We start from the raw sequence: 19290 nt of genomic DNA on the forward strand, positions 1-19290 counted from the left end.
TCGCCAACCTCCTCTACTTCCTTCACCCGACGCTGGTGCCGCCCTTCAACACCGCAATCGTTAAGGGCTACAACGCGCTGACGGGGGCGAATGTGAAGCTCGGGAGCTGGGAGCATTTTCTGGCGATGCGGACCGGCATCCTCGATCTCAACGACCGCTTCCGCGAGCTGCTATCGAATGATTTAGGCGCGATCGGCGGTCTGTTGTTCGACATCGGCTCCGATCGCTATCCGGCTCCGCCCCTCGACGTGAGCGGCGCGACGCTGGCGAGCTGGGGGCAGCGGCTTGAGGCGGCGCGCGAGGAAGCGCGCACGCTCAGCAAGGCCGCTCAGCGCGAGGGCGAGAACGAGCGCACCCATACCGAAATCCAGGCATGGCTTCGCGATCTAGGGTTGGCGCTCGGCTATGACGTATGGATCGCCGCGAACGACCGCAGCCGCGCCTTCGACGGATCACCCTTGGGCGCAGGATGCCTTGAGCGCCTGCCCGACACGATCGCGACGTCGAAGGGCGCTGACTCGATCCGGCTGATCGACGTGCTGTGGCTTGAGAAGGCCGGCGATCATGTCGCCGCGGCGTTCGAGGTGGAGCATTCGACCTCGATCTATTCGGGCATCGTCAGGATGCTCGACCTGGCCTTGAGCGGTGGCGACCTTCACGCGACCGCGGGGCTGTTCCTTGTCGCGCCCGACGCGCGCGAGACGGACGTTCGCGCGCAGTTGCAGCGGCCCGCGTTCAGCCGCGTAGCCGACCTCGACATATCCTACCTGCCCTATGGCGAGCTGGAGAAGAACCGGGAGGCCATCGCGCGGTTCGGATCGGGACTGAAAGCGATCAAGGCCGTTTCCAGCAAGCTCGCCTAGCCCGCTCCGCGCAAGGGATGATCCGGAGAGCCGCGTATCCTCTAGCATGTAGAGGAGTGCTGCCGTGACGATGCCATCCCCGGCCCCCTGGCTCGACGCCGTGCTGATCGGGTGGTTCGTGCTGACCGCCCTTTCGGTCGCTTACGTCGCGTGGGATGCCTTCACCCGCAACCCCGAGCTGCGCGTGATGAAATGGGGGTGGCTGTTGGTCACGCTCTATGGTGGCCCGATCATGGCCGCGGCCTATGTCCTGTCCTGCCAGGAGCCGGCGAACGAGCGGCACGAGGATTTCGTTCGACCGCTCTGGAAGCAGGCGTTCGGCTCGGCCATCCATTGCATGGCGGGCGATGCAACCGGCGTCATCGCCGCAGCCGCGATCACCACGGCGCTCGGCCTGCCGATGTGGCAGGACGTGATCGCGGAATATGTGTTCGGCTTCGCGTTCGGACTGCTGATTTTCCAGGCGCTTTTCATGCGCGACATGGCGGGCGGTTCCTATTGGGGCGCGCTTCGCATGTCGTTCATCCCCGAATGGCTGTCGATGAATGCCGTCATGGCCGGCATGATCCCGACGATGGTGGTGTTGATGAGCCGCGACATGGCCGCGATGCACGCCAGCTCGCTCCGCTTTTGGGGCGTCATGTCGCTGGCGACACTCGTCGGGTTCGCAGTCGCCTATCCGATCAACCTTTGGCTGGTTGGCGTGCGCTTGAAGCACGGCATGGGCACGGTGCGCGCGCTGGGGCATGGCGGACACGAAGTCGGCGCGGACCGGCAATCGGCCACGCCGATGCCGGACATGGGACACGACGCAATGGCAGGGATGAGCGGCATGGCGGCCGGCGCGCGCGTGACCGGACCTCAGATCGCCGCGATGACAGTGTTGACGCTCATCATGCTTGGCGCGGGCATTATCGTTGCGACGCTGTTCGGTCGGTGGGCCATGTAACTTGCCGCGAACGACGGAGATCGCGGCAAGGGGTGATCGCGCGGCGCGCGTATCTAGGAACAGGCGGGGGGCTCATACGGAGATAATGCGATGCACCAGATCGACCCCGGCATGAAGGCGTGCATGGACGCCTGCCACGAATGCCATGTGACCTGTCTTCACATGGCGATGAACCATTGCCTCGAAATGGGCGGCCAGCACGCCGCGCCCGAGCATATGAAGATCATGGCCGACTGCGCGCAAATTTGCGCGGTTGCGATCGACTTCATGGCGCGCAAGTCCGCCCACCATCAGCATATCTGCCGCGAGTGTGCCGAGATCTGCCGGGCTTGCGCAGCGAGCTGCGAGGCCCTGGGCGGCATGGAGGATTGCGTGGCAGCGTGCCGGAAGTGCGCCGATTCCTGCGATCGGATGGCGGCATAGCGGGGCTTGCGCGGGCGGTCGCCCGCCCGCGCAGCTATCTGCATATCAACGGCCCATGCTCGCGATCACAGCGAACAGCTCGGCCGTGAACTTGGTCAGGAGCTCGGTCGCTGCGCTCCCGAAAATCACCAAACATACGCCTAGCGCGATCAGCTTAGGCACGAAGCTCAGCGTCTGTTCGCTAATCGACGTCGCCGCCTGGATGATGCTGATTATCAGCCCGACGATCATCATCGGCACGAGCAGCACCACGCAGATCAGGCCGGCCACGGCCAGCATCCTCCCCGTCTCGTCGAGCAGGATCGACTGATCCATCAGGCGCGGCCCCGTGAACGGCCGGGGACCGCGAGGGCTCCCCGGCCGCGCATCACATCGCCGATGCAGGCGGCGCGAGCGTCCCGAGCCAGGCGATCAGCCCGAGAACCGCGATGACACAGGAGGTTTCGATCGCCAGACTTGTCCGCAGCGCGCCGAGGGCGCCCTTGTGATCGTCCGCTGCGATCGACCGCTCGAATGCCGGCGTGAGCCGGAAGCGGTTGAGCGAGGCGAGCCCTAGCATGGCGACGAACAGCGCCAGCTTTGCGATCAGGAGCTGACCATAGAGCGTCGCAGGAAGCGTGGCGAGGTTGCCGATCCCGACCAGCATCCAGCCGTTGACCAGGCCGGTGACGAGGATCGTGCCGACCACAACCGTCCCGATCGCGCCGAACCCGTGCAGCGCGCGGTGCGTCAGCCCCAGATGCGCCGCGTCTACGCGCGCCGCGGGTCGGGAGACGAGCAGGAGCAGCCCCAGTAGTGCGCCAACCCAAGCGCCCGAGGCGATCAGATGGAGAATGTCGACGATGAGGTGGACCCAGCCCATCACGGCTTCGTCCATCGCGCCGTGTCCGGTCCACGCCAGCGTTGCGAGTGCCACGGCCGAGCAGAGCGCGACGATGCTCAGCCAGATGCCGCGCCCGCCCGCGACCAGCGCTGCCAGCGCCGCGAGGGCCACCATGACCATGCGCAGCTTCCATGCTGCTCCGATCGCAGAGCCGGTGAGCAGCGCGCCGACTGCTTCACGGTCGATCGGCCAGGCCGGCGTTCCGGCCATTGAGGAGGCCATCAGCACGACCCAGGCGCCTGAAAACAACAGGCTCAGGCCAGCGCTGGCGATGAACCAGGGACGCAGCGCGAGCGCGTCGCCGCGCTCGCGCGCCCGCAGCCCATAAAGGCTGAATGCGGCAAGGCCGAACAGCGCAGCCAGCGTCACGTAGAGCGCGAAGCGGACGCCGATAAGCGACCAGTCCCCCATCGCCTCACTTCACCGCGAAGACGTAGGTTCCTGCGACCTTGTGGGTGTCGGTCGAGACGACATTCCACGCGACGCTATACCGACCCGATGGGAGCGGCGATTTCGGGGTGATGACGAGGGTCCGGCCATCGGACGAGAGCGCGGAGGCGCTGGCCATCTTCATGGCTGCCATGCCGGGCATCGCTGCCATCGTGAGATCGGCCTTGGAGAAGGCTGGCATCAGCTTCTCGCTGAAATGAAGTTCGATACGAGCGGGCTTCGCGACCGTCGCATTGGCGGCCGGCGATGCCGACACCAGCTTAGGATGGGCGTTCGCCGTTCCGGCGAACATGACGAGAGCGGCAGCAGCAGTCAGAACGGATAGGCGGCGCATAGGGGGCCTTTCGACAGGAGGGTTCCTGTCCTTCATTACGCGCCCCGATCGACCACCCCTCACGGATGGATTTGAGGGATGGGCGCGTCGCTTGCGTAATCCATGCTAGAGGGGTGGAGTGAACGACATGGACCTCGACGCAGTATTGATGAGGCTGGCGCAAGCACCCGTGCCCGCGAGCCTTGATGGCATGGAAGATCGCGTGCTGGCGCGGGTCGCCGCACGTCCAGCGGCGCGCGCCGGCTTAGGCGTTGGGGCAATGACGATCGCTGCGGCGCTCGTCATGGGCATCTTCGGTGCCGGTGTGCCCGCGAAGGAAGCCAGCGCGGCTTCGCTATCGCCCTTGGGGCCGGTGTCGCCGCTCGCGCCCTCCACGCTGCTCGTCGGCGTGCAATGAGCGGCCGCATCCGCCTTCTGCTTGGCATTGTCGCGTGCTTCATCGCCGCGATCATCGGTGTGTTCGTGGGGCGGGCGCTACTTCCGCCACGTGCCCAGCCCGGCTCGGAGCTGCACGACGTGCTGCATCATAAGCTGGCGCTGGACGCCAACCAGGAAGCGCGACTTGAAGTGCTGGAGCAGCGTTTCGCCGTGCAGCGGCGCGCATTCGAGCTGGAATTGCGGGCGAACAATGCCCGGCTCGCTGAAGCGATCGAGGCCGAGCATGGCAACGGGCCGCGCGTCGCCGCAGCGGTCGACCAGAGCCACGCCGTCATGGGCGAGCTCCAGAAAGCGACGCTGGCGCACATCTTCGCCATGCGCCAGCTCTTGCGGCCCAATCAGACCGGCCAGTTCGATCAGGCCGTGGTGAAGGCGCTCACCGACGACGCACGTTGAGGTTCGGCGCGTGAGCCTCGACTGGACCACGCTTACGGACGGCGAGCTGGCGACCCTCAGCATCGCCGGGCGCGAAGCCGCCTTCGCCGAGATCATGCGCCGCCATCGGCAGTCAATCTTCCGCATGGTGCGCGCGTGCGTCGGCGAGGCCGACGAGGCGCTGGACCTTCTGCAGGAGACCTTCGTCGCGGCGCATCAGGCCCTGCCCCGCTACGACGGCGATCGATCGATGCGCGCGTGGCTATCGACGATCGCGATCAACAAGTGCCGCGATTGGGGGCGCAAGCGCACCGTGCGGCGCTTTCTGGCGTTCGCCGCACCGATCGGCGCGGAAGCCGAAGCCATTGCAGACGACCAGGTGGCGATCGACGACGCGACGGGCGACCGACAGGAACTCGACCGCGTGACGCGCGCCATTGCGGGCTTGCCGACCGCATTGAAGGAATCCTTGGTGCTGCGCACGATCGAGGGGTTGAGCCAGGCTGAAACCGCGGCAGTGTTGTCGATCAGCGAAAAGGCGGTAGAAACCCGCCTCTATCGCGCGCGATCGAAGTTGCTGGAGCGATTGGGCGGGCGCTGAGGGATAGCGCCCTGAGCTGCGTATCAAGGCTAGAGGGACACTCCCGTTCGAGAGCCTTGAGGACCGTATGAGCCGCACTATCGATCGCCGCCAGATGCTTCGCGGCGCCGCCCTTGCTGGCGGTGGCATGGCGCTGACCGCCTATATGCCCGCGTGGGCGCAGCCTGTCTCGGGCGGGATCGTCAAACCGCTGCCGACCGTCTCGGGCACTGACATCGCGCTGACGATCGACAGTTTCAGACTTCCCGTCGACGGCAAGTCGACGCCCGCAATCGGCGTCAACGGCACGGTGCCGGCCCCTCTCATTCGCTTGAAGGAGGGGCAAAAGGTCCGCCTCTCCGTCACCAACAATCTCGACGAGGACAGTTCGATCCACTGGCATGGGCTGCTCGTGCCGTTCGCGATGGACGGCGTGCCCGGCATCAGCTTCCCCGGCATCAAGGCGCGCTCGACCTTCATCTACGAGTTCCCGATCATCCAGTCGGGCACCTACTGGTATCACAGCCATTCCGGCGAGCAGGAGCAGGGCGGACTTTACGGGCCGATCGTGATCGACCCGGCCGGTGCCGATCCGATCGCGTTCGACCGCGAGCATGTGATCGTGCTGTCCGACCACAGCCAGATGACCGGCGAGCAGATTTTCCGGAAGCTGAAGCAGATGGGCGGCGCCTATTTCAACTATCAGCGGCCGACCCTCGCGGGCTTGCTCGCGGGTCGGGAAATGCCGCTCAAGGACCGGATCGAGTGGGGAAAGATGCGAATGGACCCCGCCGACATCGCCGACGTCACCGGCTCGACCTATACCTTCCTGGTCAACGGCTACGGGCCGTATGACAACTGGACGGGGCTGTTCAAGCCGGGCGAGCGGGTCCGCTTGCGGATCATCAACGCCGCGGCGCAGACCAACTTCAACGTCCGCATCCCCGACCTGCCGATGACCGTCGTGCAGGCCGATGGGCAGAATGTCCGTCCGGTGAAGATCGACGAGTTCCAGATCGGCGTTGCCGAGACGTTCGACGTGATCGTGACGCCCGAGGACCGGGCCTACAGCTTCGTCTCCGAGGCTATCGATCGCTCCGGCATGGGCCGGGCGACGCTCGCCCCGCGTGAGGGGATGGTCGCCCCGGTCCCGCCGCTTCGTCCGCGCACGCTGCTGACCATGACCGATATGGGCATGGACATGGGGAGCATGGGCGGGATGCAGGGCATGTCCGGCATGAAGGACGAGAGCCCGGTCGCCACGCGCGGGCCGGACCCCACCTTGATGCAGAACGCCTCGCGCAATCTTTGGAAGCTGACGGGCTGGAAGGGGCCGACCGATCACGGGACGGTCGCGGCAGGCGCAGCGATGGCGGGCATGTCCGGCATGTCGGGCATGGACCACAGCCAGATGGGCGGCGCTGTAATGCCCGGGATGGACCATAGCCAAATGGCAGCGGGCGGTGCTGGCATGGCCGGCATGGACCATAGTGCCATGTCGGGCGGATCGGGCCAGGCTGGCGGCATGGCCGGGATGGACCACGGGTCGGGTGGCGGCATGAACATGAACATGCGCGACCCGAAGAATGCGCCGGGCGTGAAGATGGGGCCGGGCGTGCAGACCATCTCCCCGATGCCGAAGGACCGTAGCGGTGAACCGCCCCAGGGTCTGGGGGGCCTGGATCACCGCGTCCTCACCTATCGCGACCTCGTTTCGCTCGCGCCCAACCCCGACGTGCGCGCGCCGTCGCGTCAGTTCGAGATCCATCTGACCGGTAACATGGAGCGCTACATGTGGGGCTTCGACGGGCAGAAGCTGAGCGATCCCGCCGACCCCATCCCGTTCCGCAAAGGCGAGCGGGCGCGGGTGACGTTGGTCAACGATACGATGATGCCGCACCCCATCCATCTCCACGGCCATTTCTTCGAGCTGGTGACGGGGCACGGCAATCATGCGCCGCGCAAGCACACCGTCAACGTGCCGCCTGGAGGCAAGATGACCTTTGATCTGACCGCCGATGCACCCGGCGATTGGGCGTTCCACTGTCACAATCTCTACCACATGACCGCAGGCATGATGCGCGTCGTCACCGTTCGCCCGTTCGCGGGAGAGGCGGCATGAACCGGCTGACCGCGGCGCTCGCCGCCACCACCATGCTCGGCATCGCCGGTCCTGTCGCCGCTCAGTCGATGCAGGGCATGGATCATTCGGCAATGCCGGGCATGACCATGCCGATGCCTGCGAAAAAGAAGCCGGTGGTGAAGCCCACGGCCAAAGGCAAGCCGGCCAAGACTAGGTCAGCTCCTGCGAGGCGACCATCAGCTTCGACGACGAAACGCCGCGCCGCGCCAACGGCCGGCATGAATGGTATGGATCACGGGACCATGCCGGGCATGGATCACTCGTCTATGCCCGGCATGGACCATGCGGCTCCGCAGGGCTCACAGCAGGGCATGGAAGCCATGCCGGGGATGCAGATGCCCGGAAACGGCCAAACGGTCCCTCAGGGCTCCCAGCAGCCGATGCAGGGCATGGACCATTCGGCGATGCCGGGGATGACCATGCCAGCCGACCAGCACAGCGGCCACGACATGCAGGGCATGTCGGGAATGGCCGGAATGCCAGGCATGGCGGCCGATGGGGTGCAGCAGACTGGCACCGCGCTTCCCGCAGGAAACGCCCCCGCCCCGCCCCTGCCGACCGACCATGCGGCCGACAGCGTTTACGGCGCGGACGCGATGGCGATGGGTCGCCATCACCTTCAGCAGCATCACGGCGGTCAAAACTTCAGCCAGGTGCTATTGAACCTCGCTGAGTATCAATTCCGCAACGGTCGTGACGGCTATCGCTGGGATGGCGAGGCGTGGTTCGGGGGTGACATCAACCGCCTCTTCATCAAGTCTGAGGGCGAGGGAGCCTTCCGCGAGGGCATCGAGAGCGCCGAGGTGCAGGCGCTCTATAGCCGGACCATTGGCCCTTATTTCAATCTACAAGCGGGTGTCCGCCAGGATTTGGGGCCGTCCCCGAAACGCACCTATGCGACCGTCGGGCTGGAGGGGCTGGCACCGGGCTTCTTCGAGCTAGAGGGCGCGGTATTCCTGTCCAACAAGGGCGACCTGCTAGGGCGGCTTGAGGGCTATTACGACCAGCGCATCACCCAGCGGCTGATCCTGCAACCGCGCGCCGAGCTCAATTTCGCTGCGCAGGACGTGCCGGAAAACCGGATCGGATCGGGCCTATCCAACGCCGAGCTTGGATTGCGGCTGCGTTATGAGATCCGGCGCGAGTTCGCCCCCTATTTCGGCGTGTCATGGGATCGCCGCTTCGGCGACACCGCCCGCTACGCGCGCGCCGATGGGGATCGCGCAACGTCCAAGAGCATCGTCGCCGGCGTTCGTGTCTGGTTCTGATCGATGGAGGAACAGATGGCTCAAGACGGCAGGCGCTCGATAAGGCAGCACTTCCCGAGCCTGCCGTTCGTAGGCGCCCTGGCGATCGTCCTGGCGCTGGGCGCAGCCGCGTTTATCTACCTTGGCGTGTATAACATCGCGGCCGACGAACCGCACACGCCGGCGGTCTATTCAATGCTCGAACGCCTGCGCGATCGGTCGATTGAGGCACGCGCGCGCGGCATAACACCCCCGGCCGATCTGGCATCGGCGCAGCGCGTGTCAGTCGGCGCGGGCCTTTACGGAGAAATGTGTTCCGGTTGCCATCTCGGCCCCGGCGTCGAGAAATCCGAGATGAGCCAGGGCCTCTATCCACAGGCGCCGGAACTCGCGCGCGCTCAAGATCTCACCCCCGCCCAGCAATTCTGGATCATCAAGCACGGGGTGAAGCTCAGCGCCATGCCGGCATGGGGCAAGACGCATCCCGACCCCCTAATTTGGAATATGGTCGCGTTCGTCCGCAAGCTCCCCGGCATGACGCCCGAACAGTATAAGGCACTGGTCGCGAGCGCCCCGGCCGATCACGACGAGATGATGAAGGACATGCCGGGTATGAAGTGACCCCGGCGACGAGGTTGAGGGAGGAGTGGTTCTGAAAAGCGCGAAACTGAGGCTGCATCTACTCGCGAGCCGCACGCACAAATGGCTCGCGATCATCATCGGCGCGCAGCTCCTGCTATGGTTCGCAAGCGGCGCCCTGATGAGCTTCCTGCCGATCGATCGGGTGCATGGCGATCACCTCGTTGACCGCAAAGCCGCGGCGCCCCTTCCCCGCGGCAGCACGTTCGCCCCACCATCGGCGATCGTAGGCGCAGCAGATGCGCCCATCGAGGCCATCACCTATCGCATGTGGCTTGGCCGCCCGGTCGCCGAGGTCGCGACAGCCAAGGGAACGCGCCTGTTCGACGCCGCGACGGGCCAAGCGCTGCCAGCACCAACGGCTCGTGAGGCCGAGGAGATCGCGCGTTTGGCATGGCGTGGCGGTGCTCGACCAGCGGCGAAGGTAGAGCGGATCGAGCGCGCCAGCCCCGAATATCGCGGCACGCTCCCCGCCTGGCGCGTCGCGTTCGCCGACCTCGATTCCACCCGCGTCTTTGTCGCGGCCGACACCGGTCGGATCTCGGCTGTCCGAACCGGCACTTGGCGGCTCTACGACTTCTTCTGGGGCCTTCACATCATGGATTGGACGAATCACGAGAACTTCAACACGCCCTGGCTGCTCGCCTTCGCGATCGGTGGGCTTGCGCTTTGGTTAGGGGGGGCAGTGCTTCTCTACATGCGATGGCCCAAAACGCGGCGTCGCAACATCGTGATCGAGGCATAATATACGCGGCTCAGGAGCGTAGCCCTCGGAAATAAAGTCCTGTTTCCTGACAATTTCTCGCGCGTTCTAGCACCCCGGGTGAGGGATAGCCGCCTCGCACGCGTAGAAGTCTTAGAACCCAGGGAGATCAATAATGCGCTTCGCACCAACATTCGCAGCTTTGGCGCTGCTCGCCACGCCCGCCCTCGCGCAGCAGAGCGGCGGAATGCAGGGCATGAACCACGGTCAGATGGCCGGCATGAACCACGACGACATGGCGGGCATGATGGCCGGCAATCCCTACGGCCAGGCCGAGATGGACATGCATCAGAAGATGATGGCGGCCAAGCAGGGCGACGCGGCCGAAATGTGGACGCGCAAGATGATCGAGCATCACCGAGGCGCCATCGCCATGTCGCGCGTTGCGGTGCGTGACGCGCGCGACGCCGAGACCAAGCGCATGGCGCAGATGACGATCACGAAACAGGAAAAGGATATTGCCGAGCTGCAGGCGTGGCTCAGCAAGCACGGCAAGCGCCCGCAATAAGGGAGCGCTGCCCCGCCCTGTCGATCCCCCTACCCCCCGGCAGGGCGGGGATTTCCTTTTAGGAGCTGATGATGAAGAATGGTGTTCGTGGCGCCGTCGCCGCCTTGCTAATGACCATCCCAGCGGTCGCATCGGCCGCGGCCGACATCGCCATGCACCGCGATCCGGGTTGCGGCTGTTGCGAGAAATGGGCGGCGCAGGTGCGTCAGCAGTTCGGCCGCAAGGTCCAGATCATCGACGATGATCGCCGTGAGGTGCTGCAGCGTAAGATCGGCCTGCCCGCTGACCTCGCGTCCTGCCATACCGCGATCATCGACGGCATGGCGTTTGAGGGACATGTCCCGATCGCGGACATGAAGCGCGCGCTGGCCCAGCATCCTAAAGGCGTGCGCGGCTTGGCCGTGGCCGGAATGCCGATGGGCTCACCGGGCATGGAGGTGCCCGGCATGAGAACCCAGCCCTATGACGTCATTGCGTTCGGTGCCGCTGGCCGGCGTGTCTTTGCTAGCCACGGCGCCTAAACGACAGGTTGTCTTGTGAGCGGCAAATCTTCCCCGGCGCTTCATGCCGGCACTACGGCACCCGGCAAACCACCCGTATTGACCTCGGCGTTGACAATTGGGATAGTATCCGGGTGTTGAAAGCTCGTCTTTCTCTCTTGCTTCTTGTTGGAGCGTTGCTTGGCCTTTTGGGCCAAGGAATTGCGTATGCGGCCGGCCCATCGCTCTCACCCAAGATGGCGATGAGCCATGTCACCCCATCCCGCATGGATTGCGCGGGTATGGCGACCCCGGATCCGTCATCGGAACACCCATGCAAAGGACTGACGCTGGCGTGTATCGCCCAAATGGGATGCGTTGTTCCCATGACGTTTGAGAAGCCGGCAAGAGTGCTGAAGCGCTCGATCGCATCTCAAATCGTTATCTGGCCTGCCAGCCGGGCACTTGCCGGCCTCAACGTCGCTCCCGAGCCCGAACCGCCTACCGTTTGATCGAGTCAAGCCGTGTCAGGCTGCAGCCGTTCGCCGGTTGCGGCTCTGCCGATTTTAAATCTCGATCAAATTGGAAAGTGACATGAAAACGTTCATCTTGGCGGTATTTGCCGCTAGCCTCGCCGCGTCGGCAGCGACGGCGGCCACATCTGAAAATAAAAGCAATGGTCATTGGGAGTGGCGTTCCAATTACCAGCCGGGCCCGCGGGCGCCGCTTCAAGCCCCACGTCGCGTATGGGTTACGGACGTTCCCCAGTCGAGCGCCTGCGTGTGCCCGATGATGGAACGCGGTCGCGACGCCTGCATGTCAATGAAGGGCGGCCAGTCAACTTAAGCTGGCGAGCCTGAACAGGTGCCGGGCTCCGATCAACCATTTGGAGCCCGGCCATCATTATGACATGAAGGGACTAGAGGGATGCGCGCATCCATGATGCTCGCGGTCGCCGCGCTCACGACGAGCGCCGCGCACGCGCAGACACTTACCTATGACCAAGCGCTGCGCGATGCGGTTGCCAACGCCCCGGGAGCGGTTGCCGGTCGCGCGGGGGTCAGCGCCGCCCAAGCCGATGCACGTGCGGCGGGAAGCCTTCCGGACCCCCGTGTGTCGATCGGAATCGAGAATTATCCTGTCTCTGGGCCACCCGCCTTCTCCCTATCCAGAGACGACATGACGATGGGGCGTGTCGGTTTCCAACAGGACCTACCCAACCTTGCCAAGCGTCATGCCGCGCAAGCGCAGGCACGCGCCGTGATCGCAACGGCAGAAGCATCGCAAGCGACCAAGCTCCGGGAGGTGCGATTGGGAGCGGGGCAGGCATGGATCGACCTTGCTTATGCCGAGCGTCGACTAGCTGCCCTCGACACCGTTCTGCTATTCCTTCGATCTCTCCCTTCCGCTGCGCGGGCCGCCGTGACGACCGGTTCGGTCCGCCCTGGTCAGACACTGACGACCGATCAGGAGATCGCGGCACTCGACGACCGCCGCGACGAGTTGATGGCCGCCGTTGCGCGCGCCCGCGCGATGCTGGCTCGCTGGACCGGCGTATCGGCGCCCGAGATTGCCGGCGATATGCCCGCGATCGATCTGGCTCCGGCGCGGCTGCGGGACGCGCTCAGCCTTCACTCCGACATGGTTCTCGCCGAGGCCGGTATTCAGCGCGCCCAGGCCGACGTGGATGCGGCGCGAGCGGAGAAGCGACCCGATTGGGGGGTAGAGGTAGCTTATCAACGCCGTGACCCCCGGTATGGCGACATGGTGTCGGCGGGAGTTTCGATGAGCCTGCCGCTGTTCGCTCGATCGCGTCAGAACCCGCGCATCGAAGCCCGCAAATCCGCACAGGCGCAGGCCGAGGCCGCGCGCGAAGAAACCCGGCGCACATTGGCAGCCGATCTGGAGGCCGCGCTGGCGGACCACCAAATGCATCACAGCCAATGGCAGCGCGCGCGCGACGTGCTCCTTCCGCTCGCTCGGAAGCGAGCCGATCTGGAGATAGCGAGCTACTCTGCCGGTCGCGCGAGTCTTGCGGATGCCATCGAAGCCAAGACCGCGCTCGCCGACGCCGAGCTGACCGTGCTCGACCGTGAGGCGCTCGTCGCCGCAGACTCTGTCCGCCTCACCATTACCTTCGGGAGCGCCGATCGATGAGCGACACTACCATTACCCGCGCCCGCCTTGTCACCGCGGTAAGCGCGCTGGTGCTGGTCGCAGGGGGCGTGGGCTTCGGGCTCGCGAAACTTGGCACGTCCTCGGCTGCCGATCAAACGGCATCCCCAGCCCCGCAGAAGAAGATCCTCTACTGGTATGATCCGATGATCCCGGGGGAGCGGCACGACGGCCCGGGTCTCTCGTCGATGGGGATGAAACTGATCCCCCGCTATGCCGACGAGGGCGCAGGCGGTAGCGCCGCACCGGGCGTAGCGATCGATCCGGCCAGCCTCCAGCGGCTCGGCGCGCGGATCGTCACGGTCGAACGCGGATCGTTGTCAAACTCGGCCTCGGCAACCGGCAGCATCGAGTTCAATGACCGCAACGTTGCGGTCGTGCAGGCACGCAGCGGCGGCTTCGTTCAGCGCGTCTATGCGCGCGCGCCAGGCGATGTCGTGCCGGCAGGCGCCCCGCTCGCCGATATCCTTGTGCCCGAATGGGCGGGCGCGCAGGCGGAGTATCTCGCCGTGCGCCGCACCGGGGATGCCGGGCTCACGCGGGCGGCACGAGAGCGCCTGTTGCTTCTCGGGATGCCCGCCGGATCGATTGCATCGGCGGAGTGGCGCGGCCGACCGCAAGGTGTGACGACGATCAGCACGCCCGTGGGGGGCGTCATCAAGACGCTCGGCGTCCGACAGGGGATGACGGTCGCGCAAGGACAGACACTGGCGGAGGTGAACGGCCTCGCCACCGTGTGGCTGAACGCGGCTGTCCCTGAGGCCCTCGCAGGAAACCTGCGGATCGGCACGCCCGTCATCGCCACGCTGGCGGCTTTCCCGGGCGAAAGCTTCAGGGGCCGCATCGCTGCGATCCTGCCCCAGGCCGAGGCAGCGAGCCGCACGCTCACAATCCGCGTCGAGCTCCCCAACCGTGCCGGCCGGTTGCGCCCCGGTATGTTCGCCAGCGTGGCGCTCGACCAGGGGAGCCGCGATGCACTCCTTGTTCCGAGTGAGGCCGTGATCCGGACCGGCCGGCGCACACTCGTCATGTTGGCAGGGCCGGGTGGACGCTTTCGACCCGCCGAGGTTCGCACTGGCGCAGAAGGCGGCGGCAAAACCGAGATAGTCGCCGGCCTGACCGAGGGTGAGAAGGTTGTCGCGTCGGGCCAGTTCCTGATCGACTCCGAAGCGAGCCTCGCTGGCCTCGATGCGCGTCCGATTGGTGTCGAAGCGTCACCCGCAACAAAGCCGGCCGTGAAACCCACCGCGTCGATCTACGAGACGGTCGGCAGCATCGAGGCGATCGATCGCAGTTCCGTCACCCTGTCCCATCAGCCCGTTCCGGCGATCGGCTGGCCGGCCATGACAATGACGTTCCGCGTCGCCGATCCCGCGTTGGTGCGTGGGTATCGCAAGGGTGAGCGGGTGCGGTTCGGCTTTGATCAACCCGCCGATGGTCCAACGCTGCGCCGCATGACGCGCGAGGCTGGGCGATGATTGCCGCGATCATCCGCTGGTCGGTCGCGAACCGCTTCCTCGTCGTCCTGGCGGCCATCGCGCTCGCCATGGCCGGGGTGTTCGCAATGCGTGCCACCCCCGTCGATGCGCTCCCCGACCTGTCCGACACGCAGGTCATCATCCGCACGAGCTGGCCGGGCCAAGCCCCGCAGATCGTCGAGAACCAGGTGACGTATCCGCTCACCACGACGATGCTGTCCGTGCCTGGCGCGAAAACCGTGCGCGGCTATTCGTTCTTCGGCGACAGCTACGTCTATGTCCTCTTCGAGGATGGGACCGACCTCTATTGGGCGCGCTCACGCGTGCTGGAGTATCTGAGCCAGGTGCAGGGACGGCTTCCCCAAGGCGCGCAGGCCGCGCTGGGTCCTGATGCGACGGGGGTCGGCTGGGTCTATGAATACACGCTGTTGGACCGCACCGGCCGCCGTGACCTGTCGCAGCTCCGATCCTTGCAGGACTGGTTCCTACGTTATGAACTGAAAACGCTGCCCGGCGTTGCGGAGGTGGCGAGCATCGGCGGAATGGTGAAGCAATATCAGGTGCTGCTCGACCCGACGCGGCTCGCCGCATTCGGTGTCACGCACACTCAGGCCGTCGATGCCATTCGCCGCGCCAATCAGGAGGCCGGCGGGTCCGTCCTCGAGCTGGGCGAAGCCGAATATATGGTGCGCGCGTCAGGTTACTTGCGCACCGTCGACGATTTCCGCGCGATCCCGCTCAAGGTCGCCGGTGCCGGCGTCCCCGTTACCTTGGGCGACGTCGCGTCGATCCAGATCGGCCCCGAGATGCGCCGCGGCATCGCCGAGCTGAACGGCGAAGGCGAGGTCGCGGGCGGAGTCGTCATCCTGCGTCAGGGCAAGAATGCACGGCAGACGATCGAAGCCGTCAAGGCCAAGCTCGCGGAACTGAAAGCGAGCCTTCCCCCCGGCGTCGAGATCGTCACCACCTATGACCGCTCGCAATTGATCGACCGCGCGGTGGAGAATTTGACGGGCAAGCTGATCGAGGAGTTCGTCGTCGTCGCGATCATCTGCGGGTTGTTTCTGTGGCATGTCCGGTCTGCGCTGGTCGCGATCGTCACCTTGCCTCTGGGGGTGCTCGCGGCCTTGCTCGTCATGCGTGTGCAGGGGGTGAACGCCAACATCATGTCTTTGGGCGGTATCGCCATCGCGATCGGCGCGATGGTCGATGCCGCGATCGTGATGATCGAGAACGCGCACAAGCGGATCGAGCGATGGGAACACGACCATCCGGGCGTGGCGCTGGCGGGCGAGGAACGCTGGCGCGTCATCACCGAGGCCGCGGCCGAGGTCGGGCCGGCGCTGTTCTTCAGCCTCGTCATCATCACGCTGTCGTTCGTGCCGGTGTTCACGCTCGAAGCGCAGGAGGGACGGCTGTTCGCCCCGCTCGCCTTCACCAAGAGCTATGCGATGGCGGCAGCGGCGATCCTGTCGGTAACGCTCGTGCCGGTCCTGATGGGATGGCTGATCCGGGGACGCATTCCGGCCGAGAACGACAACATTATCAACCGCGTGCTCACCCGTGCCTATCGCCCGGCGCTCGACCGCGTGTTGGCGCGGCCTTGGGCGGCGATCGGCATCGCCGCCCTGGTACTGGCGACGACGGCATGGCCGCTGACCCGATTGGGTGGCGAGTTCATCCCGACGATGGATGAGGGCGATCTGCTCTACATGCCGTCCGCGCTTCCCGGCCTTTCGGCCGCGAGCGCCTCGGCCCTGCTCCAGCGCACAGACCGGCTGATAAAAACCGTTCCCGAGGTCAAAACCGTGTTCGGCAAAGCCGGGCGCGCCGAGACCGCGACCGACCCGGCACCGCTCGAGATGTTCGAGACGACCATCCAATTCAAGCCGCGCGATCAATGGCGCGCGGGGATGACGCCGGCGAAGCTGGTGGAGGAGCTGGACCGCACAGTGCGCGTGCCCGGCCTCACGAACGTATGGGTGCCTCCGATCCGCAATCGGATCGATATGCTCGCGACCGGCATCAAGAGTCCCATCGGGGTGAAAGTGTCGGGGTCCAACCTCTCCGAGCTGGACCGCATCGCCGGCAGCATCGAACGTGTCGCCAGGACCGTGCCGGGCGTCAGCTCGGCATTGGCAGAACGGTTGACCGGAGGCCGCTATGTCGATGTCGATATCGATCGGGTGACCGCGGGGCGCTACGGTCTCAACATCGCCGATGTGCAGGAGATTGTGTCCGGCGCGATCGGCGGCGAGACGATCGGCCAGACGGTGGAGGGCCTTGCCCGCTACCCGATCAGCGTCCGCTACCCCCGCGAGCTGCGTGACAGTCTGGAGGGACTGCGAACTCTCCCAATCGTCACCGCATCGGGTCAGCAGATCACACTCGGCACCGTCGCATCCGTGTCGATCGCGGAAGGTCCACCGATGCTCAAGACGGAAAATGGTCGACTCTCGACATGGGTCTATGTCGACGTGCGCGGGCGCGACCTGGCCTCCACGGTCGCCGATCTGCGCCGTGCTGTTGGCAAAGATGTTCGGCTCAGCCCCGGCGTCTCGATCGCCTATTCCGGACAATTCGAGTATCTGCAGCGTGCCGAGGCTCGGTTGATGCTCGTCGTGCCGGCGACACTCGCGATCATCTTCCTTCTCCTCTACCTTACCTTCGGTCGCCTCGACGAGGCGGCGCTTATCATGGGCACACTGCCCTTCGCGCTGACCGGCGGCATCTGGACATTATGGCTGCTCGGCTATGCGCAATCGGTCGCCACAGGTGTCGGGTTCATCGCGCTCGCCGGCGTGTCGGCGGAGTTCGGCGTCGTCATGCTGATCTACCTGAAACACGCATTGGCCGAGCGCGGGCCGTCACCGTCGGGCGAGCAAGTATCGGAAGCGATCAGGGAGGGCGCGCTGTTGCGGGTACGTCCCAAGGCGATGACCGTCGCTGTCATCGTCGCCGGGCTGTTCCCCGTGCTGATCGGGCATGGCGCCGGATCGGAGGTGATGAGCCGGATCGCCGCGCCGATGATCGGTGGAATGCTGACCGCCCCTTTCCTCTCCATGTTCATCCTGCCAGCCGCCTACTTGCTCTTGCGGCGGCGAGCTTCAACCCGCCCCGAAAGGAAGATCTGATGAAAGCCACTTTCTCCATGCGCGCCGCATTCATGCTACTAGTCACGCCGATCGCAGCGAGCGCTCTTGCTCAAGGCAGCAGGCCGGCTGCATCGGCTGTAAAATCCGGCAGCGGATCGGGGACGATCACTGCCGTCGACGCGAAAGGTGGAACCGTAACCATCAAGCACGGCCCGATCCCGACGATCGGCTGGCCCGCAATGACGATGACCTTCCGGGCATCCCCCCCGACCCTGCTCAAGGGACTGCGGTCGGGGCAGCGGGTCGCATTCACCGCCAAGGCGAAGGGTATGACGGCAGAAGTTACGGCGATCAGCCCGCATTGACGACGCGTGCCGACCTTCGCGTCAGTGCGCCATCGCCAGCACGGGCGGCGCAGCGATCATCCACAGCGCCATCGCGACCATCATCAGGTTTTCGGTGAGCGAGATGAAGCCGAGCGGCACGTTGCTGTCCCCGCCCACGCACGCGCATTTCAGCTCACGCTTGTCGATGTAGACGGCCTTGAACACCGACACCGCGCCGATCGTACCGATAACGAGCGCGACGGGCACCGACAGCCAGGTCAACGCGCCGGCTGCCATCAGGACGCCCGCCGCTCCTTCCGCGTAGGGATAGACATAGGAATAGGGCACCCAGCGCTTCGCGAGCAGATCGTAGTTGAGGAACATGCTCGAGAAGCTCTCGACGTTCTGGAGCTTGAGCATCGCCAGAGCGCACATCGAGAACGCGATGAACCATTCACCCGCCCGCACCGTGAAGGGCGTGCCGAGTACCGCATAGCTGGCGGCGAGCGCCATCAGCGCCGTCATCGCGAACACGGCAATCACCGGGCGATAGGTGACGGCCTTGGGGTCGCGGACCATCTTGCCGAAGAAGCGGCGCAGATCGTCATAGCCGCCGACCCGCTCCCCGGCGATAAAGATCTGCGGGGTCGTCTTGACGCCGTGCTTCGCCTTGAAAGCGTCGGTTTCTTCCCGCGTCATCAGCCAATGGTCATCGACCGCATAGCCTTCCCGGCGCAGAAGATCCTTCGCCTTCAGCCCGAAAGGGCAGGTATGTTCCGGCATCACCATCCGGTAGATCGTCGCCTGTTTGGCGGGGGCGCTCGCCATGCCGCTTCTCCAATATCCTCGCCCCGCCTATATAGGGTCCGTACCATAGTACGGAGTCAAGGCATGACCGGCATGACGATCGCGGCGCTCGCGCGCGAGGGCGGCGTCGGCGTCGAAACGGTGCGCTACTATCAGCGTCGCGGTTTGCTGGACGAGCCAGACCGGCCGACCGGGGCTGGCGCCGGAGGCGGCATCCGGCGCTACGGCACCGATGACGCCCGCCGCCTTCGCTTCATCCGCTCGGCGCAGGCAGCCGGTTTCACGCTCGAGCAGATCGGTGAGCTTCTGGCGCTGGATGCGACCGACGATCGCGC

21 protein-coding genes are annotated in these 19290 nt (G+C 65.4%); 17 read left to right on the top strand and 4 right to left on the bottom strand.

What is annotated here, in order from left to right; all coding sequences use genetic code 11:
- From AX685_RS10120 to AX685_RS10130, 3 genes are all read left to right on the top strand, one after another.
- Positions 1-863: type II restriction endonuclease (locus AX685_RS10120; protein ID WP_066488190.1), on the top strand; the 863-nt coding region annotated here is incomplete at its 5' end.
- Positions 864-933: 70 nt separating this feature from the next.
- Positions 934-1812, top strand: a complete 879-nt coding sequence (locus AX685_RS10125; protein WP_017980792.1) for a DUF4396 domain-containing protein — start codon at positions 934-936, stop codon at positions 1810-1812.
- Between the two features lie 90 nt (positions 1813-1902).
- Positions 1903-2235 carry a four-helix bundle copper-binding protein gene (locus AX685_RS10130; protein ID WP_017980791.1) on the top strand — a complete coding sequence of 111 codons (333 nt, stop codon included), beginning with the start codon at positions 1903-1905 and terminating at the stop codon, positions 2233-2235.
- Positions 2236-2280: 45 nt separating this feature from the next.
- On the opposite strand, the gene AX685_RS10135 is transcribed toward AX685_RS10130, so the two are convergent.
- The 3 genes from AX685_RS10135 to copC are packed head-to-tail and all read right to left on the bottom strand — an operon-like array spanning position 2281 to position 3902.
- Positions 2281-2550 (bottom strand): flagellar biosynthetic protein FliQ, encoded by a 270-nt coding sequence (locus tag AX685_RS10135; protein ID WP_017980790.1) that lies wholly within the window; start codon positions 2548-2550, stop codon positions 2281-2283.
- A gap of 52 nt (positions 2551-2602) precedes the next feature.
- Entirely contained in the window at positions 2603-3529 is a 927-nt protein-coding gene (gene copD / locus AX685_RS10140; RefSeq protein WP_066488193.1) for a copper homeostasis membrane protein CopD, read from the bottom strand.
- Between the two features lie 4 nt (positions 3530-3533).
- Positions 3534-3902 carry a copper homeostasis periplasmic binding protein CopC gene (gene copC / locus AX685_RS10145; RefSeq protein WP_020486671.1) on the bottom strand — a complete coding sequence of 123 codons (369 nt, stop codon included), beginning with the start codon at positions 3900-3902 and terminating at the stop codon, positions 3534-3536.
- Positions 3903-4029: 127 nt separating this feature from the next.
- Between copC and AX685_RS10150 the strand changes: the two genes are divergently transcribed.
- The 13 genes from AX685_RS10150 to AX685_RS10210 all read left to right on the top strand — a co-directional run bounded on the left by AX685_RS10150 (position 4030) and on the right by AX685_RS10210 (position 18187).
- Positions 4030-4299, top strand: coding sequence for a hypothetical protein (locus AX685_RS10150; protein ID WP_020486670.1), 270 nt, complete (start codon positions 4030-4032; stop codon positions 4297-4299).
- Positions 4296-4736: a periplasmic heavy metal sensor gene (locus tag AX685_RS10155; RefSeq protein WP_017980786.1), complete on the top strand. Its 441-nt coding sequence runs from the start codon at positions 4296-4298 to the stop codon at positions 4734-4736. Before AX685_RS10150 ends, AX685_RS10155 begins: the two co-directional genes overlap by 4 nt.
- A gap of 10 nt (positions 4737-4746) precedes the next feature.
- Positions 4747-5316 (top strand): RNA polymerase sigma factor, encoded by a 570-nt coding sequence (locus AX685_RS10160; RefSeq protein WP_017980785.1) that lies wholly within the window; start codon positions 4747-4749, stop codon positions 5314-5316.
- Between the two features lie 67 nt (positions 5317-5383).
- Positions 5384-7417 (top strand): copper resistance system multicopper oxidase, encoded by a 2034-nt coding sequence (locus AX685_RS10165; protein WP_017980784.1) that lies wholly within the window; start codon positions 5384-5386, stop codon positions 7415-7417.
- Positions 7414-8706, top strand: coding sequence for a copper resistance protein B (locus AX685_RS10170; protein WP_066488201.1), 1293 nt, complete (start codon positions 7414-7416; stop codon positions 8704-8706). Before AX685_RS10165 ends, AX685_RS10170 begins: the two co-directional genes overlap by 4 nt.
- A 15-nt stretch (positions 8707-8721) precedes the next feature.
- Entirely contained in the window at positions 8722-9306 is a 585-nt protein-coding gene (locus AX685_RS10175) for a c-type cytochrome (RefSeq protein WP_024310687.1), read from the top strand.
- A gap of 25 nt (positions 9307-9331) precedes the next feature.
- Positions 9332-10069: a PepSY domain-containing protein gene (locus AX685_RS10180; RefSeq protein ID WP_017980780.1), complete on the top strand. Its 738-nt coding sequence runs from the start codon at positions 9332-9334 to the stop codon at positions 10067-10069.
- A 133-nt stretch (positions 10070-10202) separates the two neighbouring features.
- Positions 10203-10595, top strand: a complete 393-nt coding sequence (locus AX685_RS10185; protein ID WP_042469554.1) for a DUF305 domain-containing protein — start codon at positions 10203-10205, stop codon at positions 10593-10595.
- A 68-nt stretch (positions 10596-10663) separates the two neighbouring features.
- A complete protein-coding gene (locus AX685_RS10190; protein ID WP_017980778.1) occupies positions 10664-11116 on the top strand; it encodes a DUF411 domain-containing protein in 453 nt (150 codons plus the stop codon).
- Positions 11117-12013: 897 nt separating this feature from the next.
- Positions 12014-13231, top strand: coding sequence for a TolC family protein (locus tag AX685_RS10195; protein WP_018251210.1), 1218 nt, complete (start codon positions 12014-12016; stop codon positions 13229-13231).
- A complete protein-coding gene (locus tag AX685_RS10200) occupies positions 13228-14727 on the top strand; it encodes an efflux RND transporter periplasmic adaptor subunit (protein WP_061780583.1) in 1500 nt (499 codons plus the stop codon). The genes AX685_RS10195 and AX685_RS10200 overlap by 4 nt, the downstream gene beginning before the upstream one ends.
- Complete coding sequence (locus AX685_RS10205) at positions 14724-17861, top strand: efflux RND transporter permease subunit (protein WP_018251208.1); 3138 nt, start codon at positions 14724-14726, stop codon at positions 17859-17861. Before AX685_RS10200 ends, AX685_RS10205 begins: the two co-directional genes overlap by 4 nt.
- Entirely contained in the window at positions 17861-18187 is a 327-nt protein-coding gene (locus AX685_RS10210) for a copper-binding protein (protein ID WP_017980774.1), read from the top strand. The genes AX685_RS10205 and AX685_RS10210 overlap by 1 nt, the downstream gene beginning before the upstream one ends.
- 21 nt (positions 18188-18208) lie before the next feature.
- Here the strand turns inward: AX685_RS10210 and AX685_RS10215 are convergent, their stop codons facing one another.
- A complete protein-coding gene (locus AX685_RS10215) occupies positions 18209-18976 on the bottom strand; it encodes a glutaredoxin family protein (protein WP_017980773.1) in 768 nt (255 codons plus the stop codon).
- 63 nt (positions 18977-19039) lie between these two features.
- Between AX685_RS10215 and AX685_RS10220 the strand changes: the two genes are divergently transcribed.
- The coding region (locus tag AX685_RS10220; RefSeq protein WP_156445759.1) for a MerR family transcriptional regulator at positions 19040-19290 on the top strand (251 nt) is incomplete at its 3' end.

This window comes from Sphingomonas sp. CCH9-F2, from assembly GCF_001556735.1.
Classification (GTDB): domain Bacteria; phylum Pseudomonadota; class Alphaproteobacteria; order Sphingomonadales; family Sphingomonadaceae; genus Sphingomonas; species Sphingomonas ginsenosidimutans.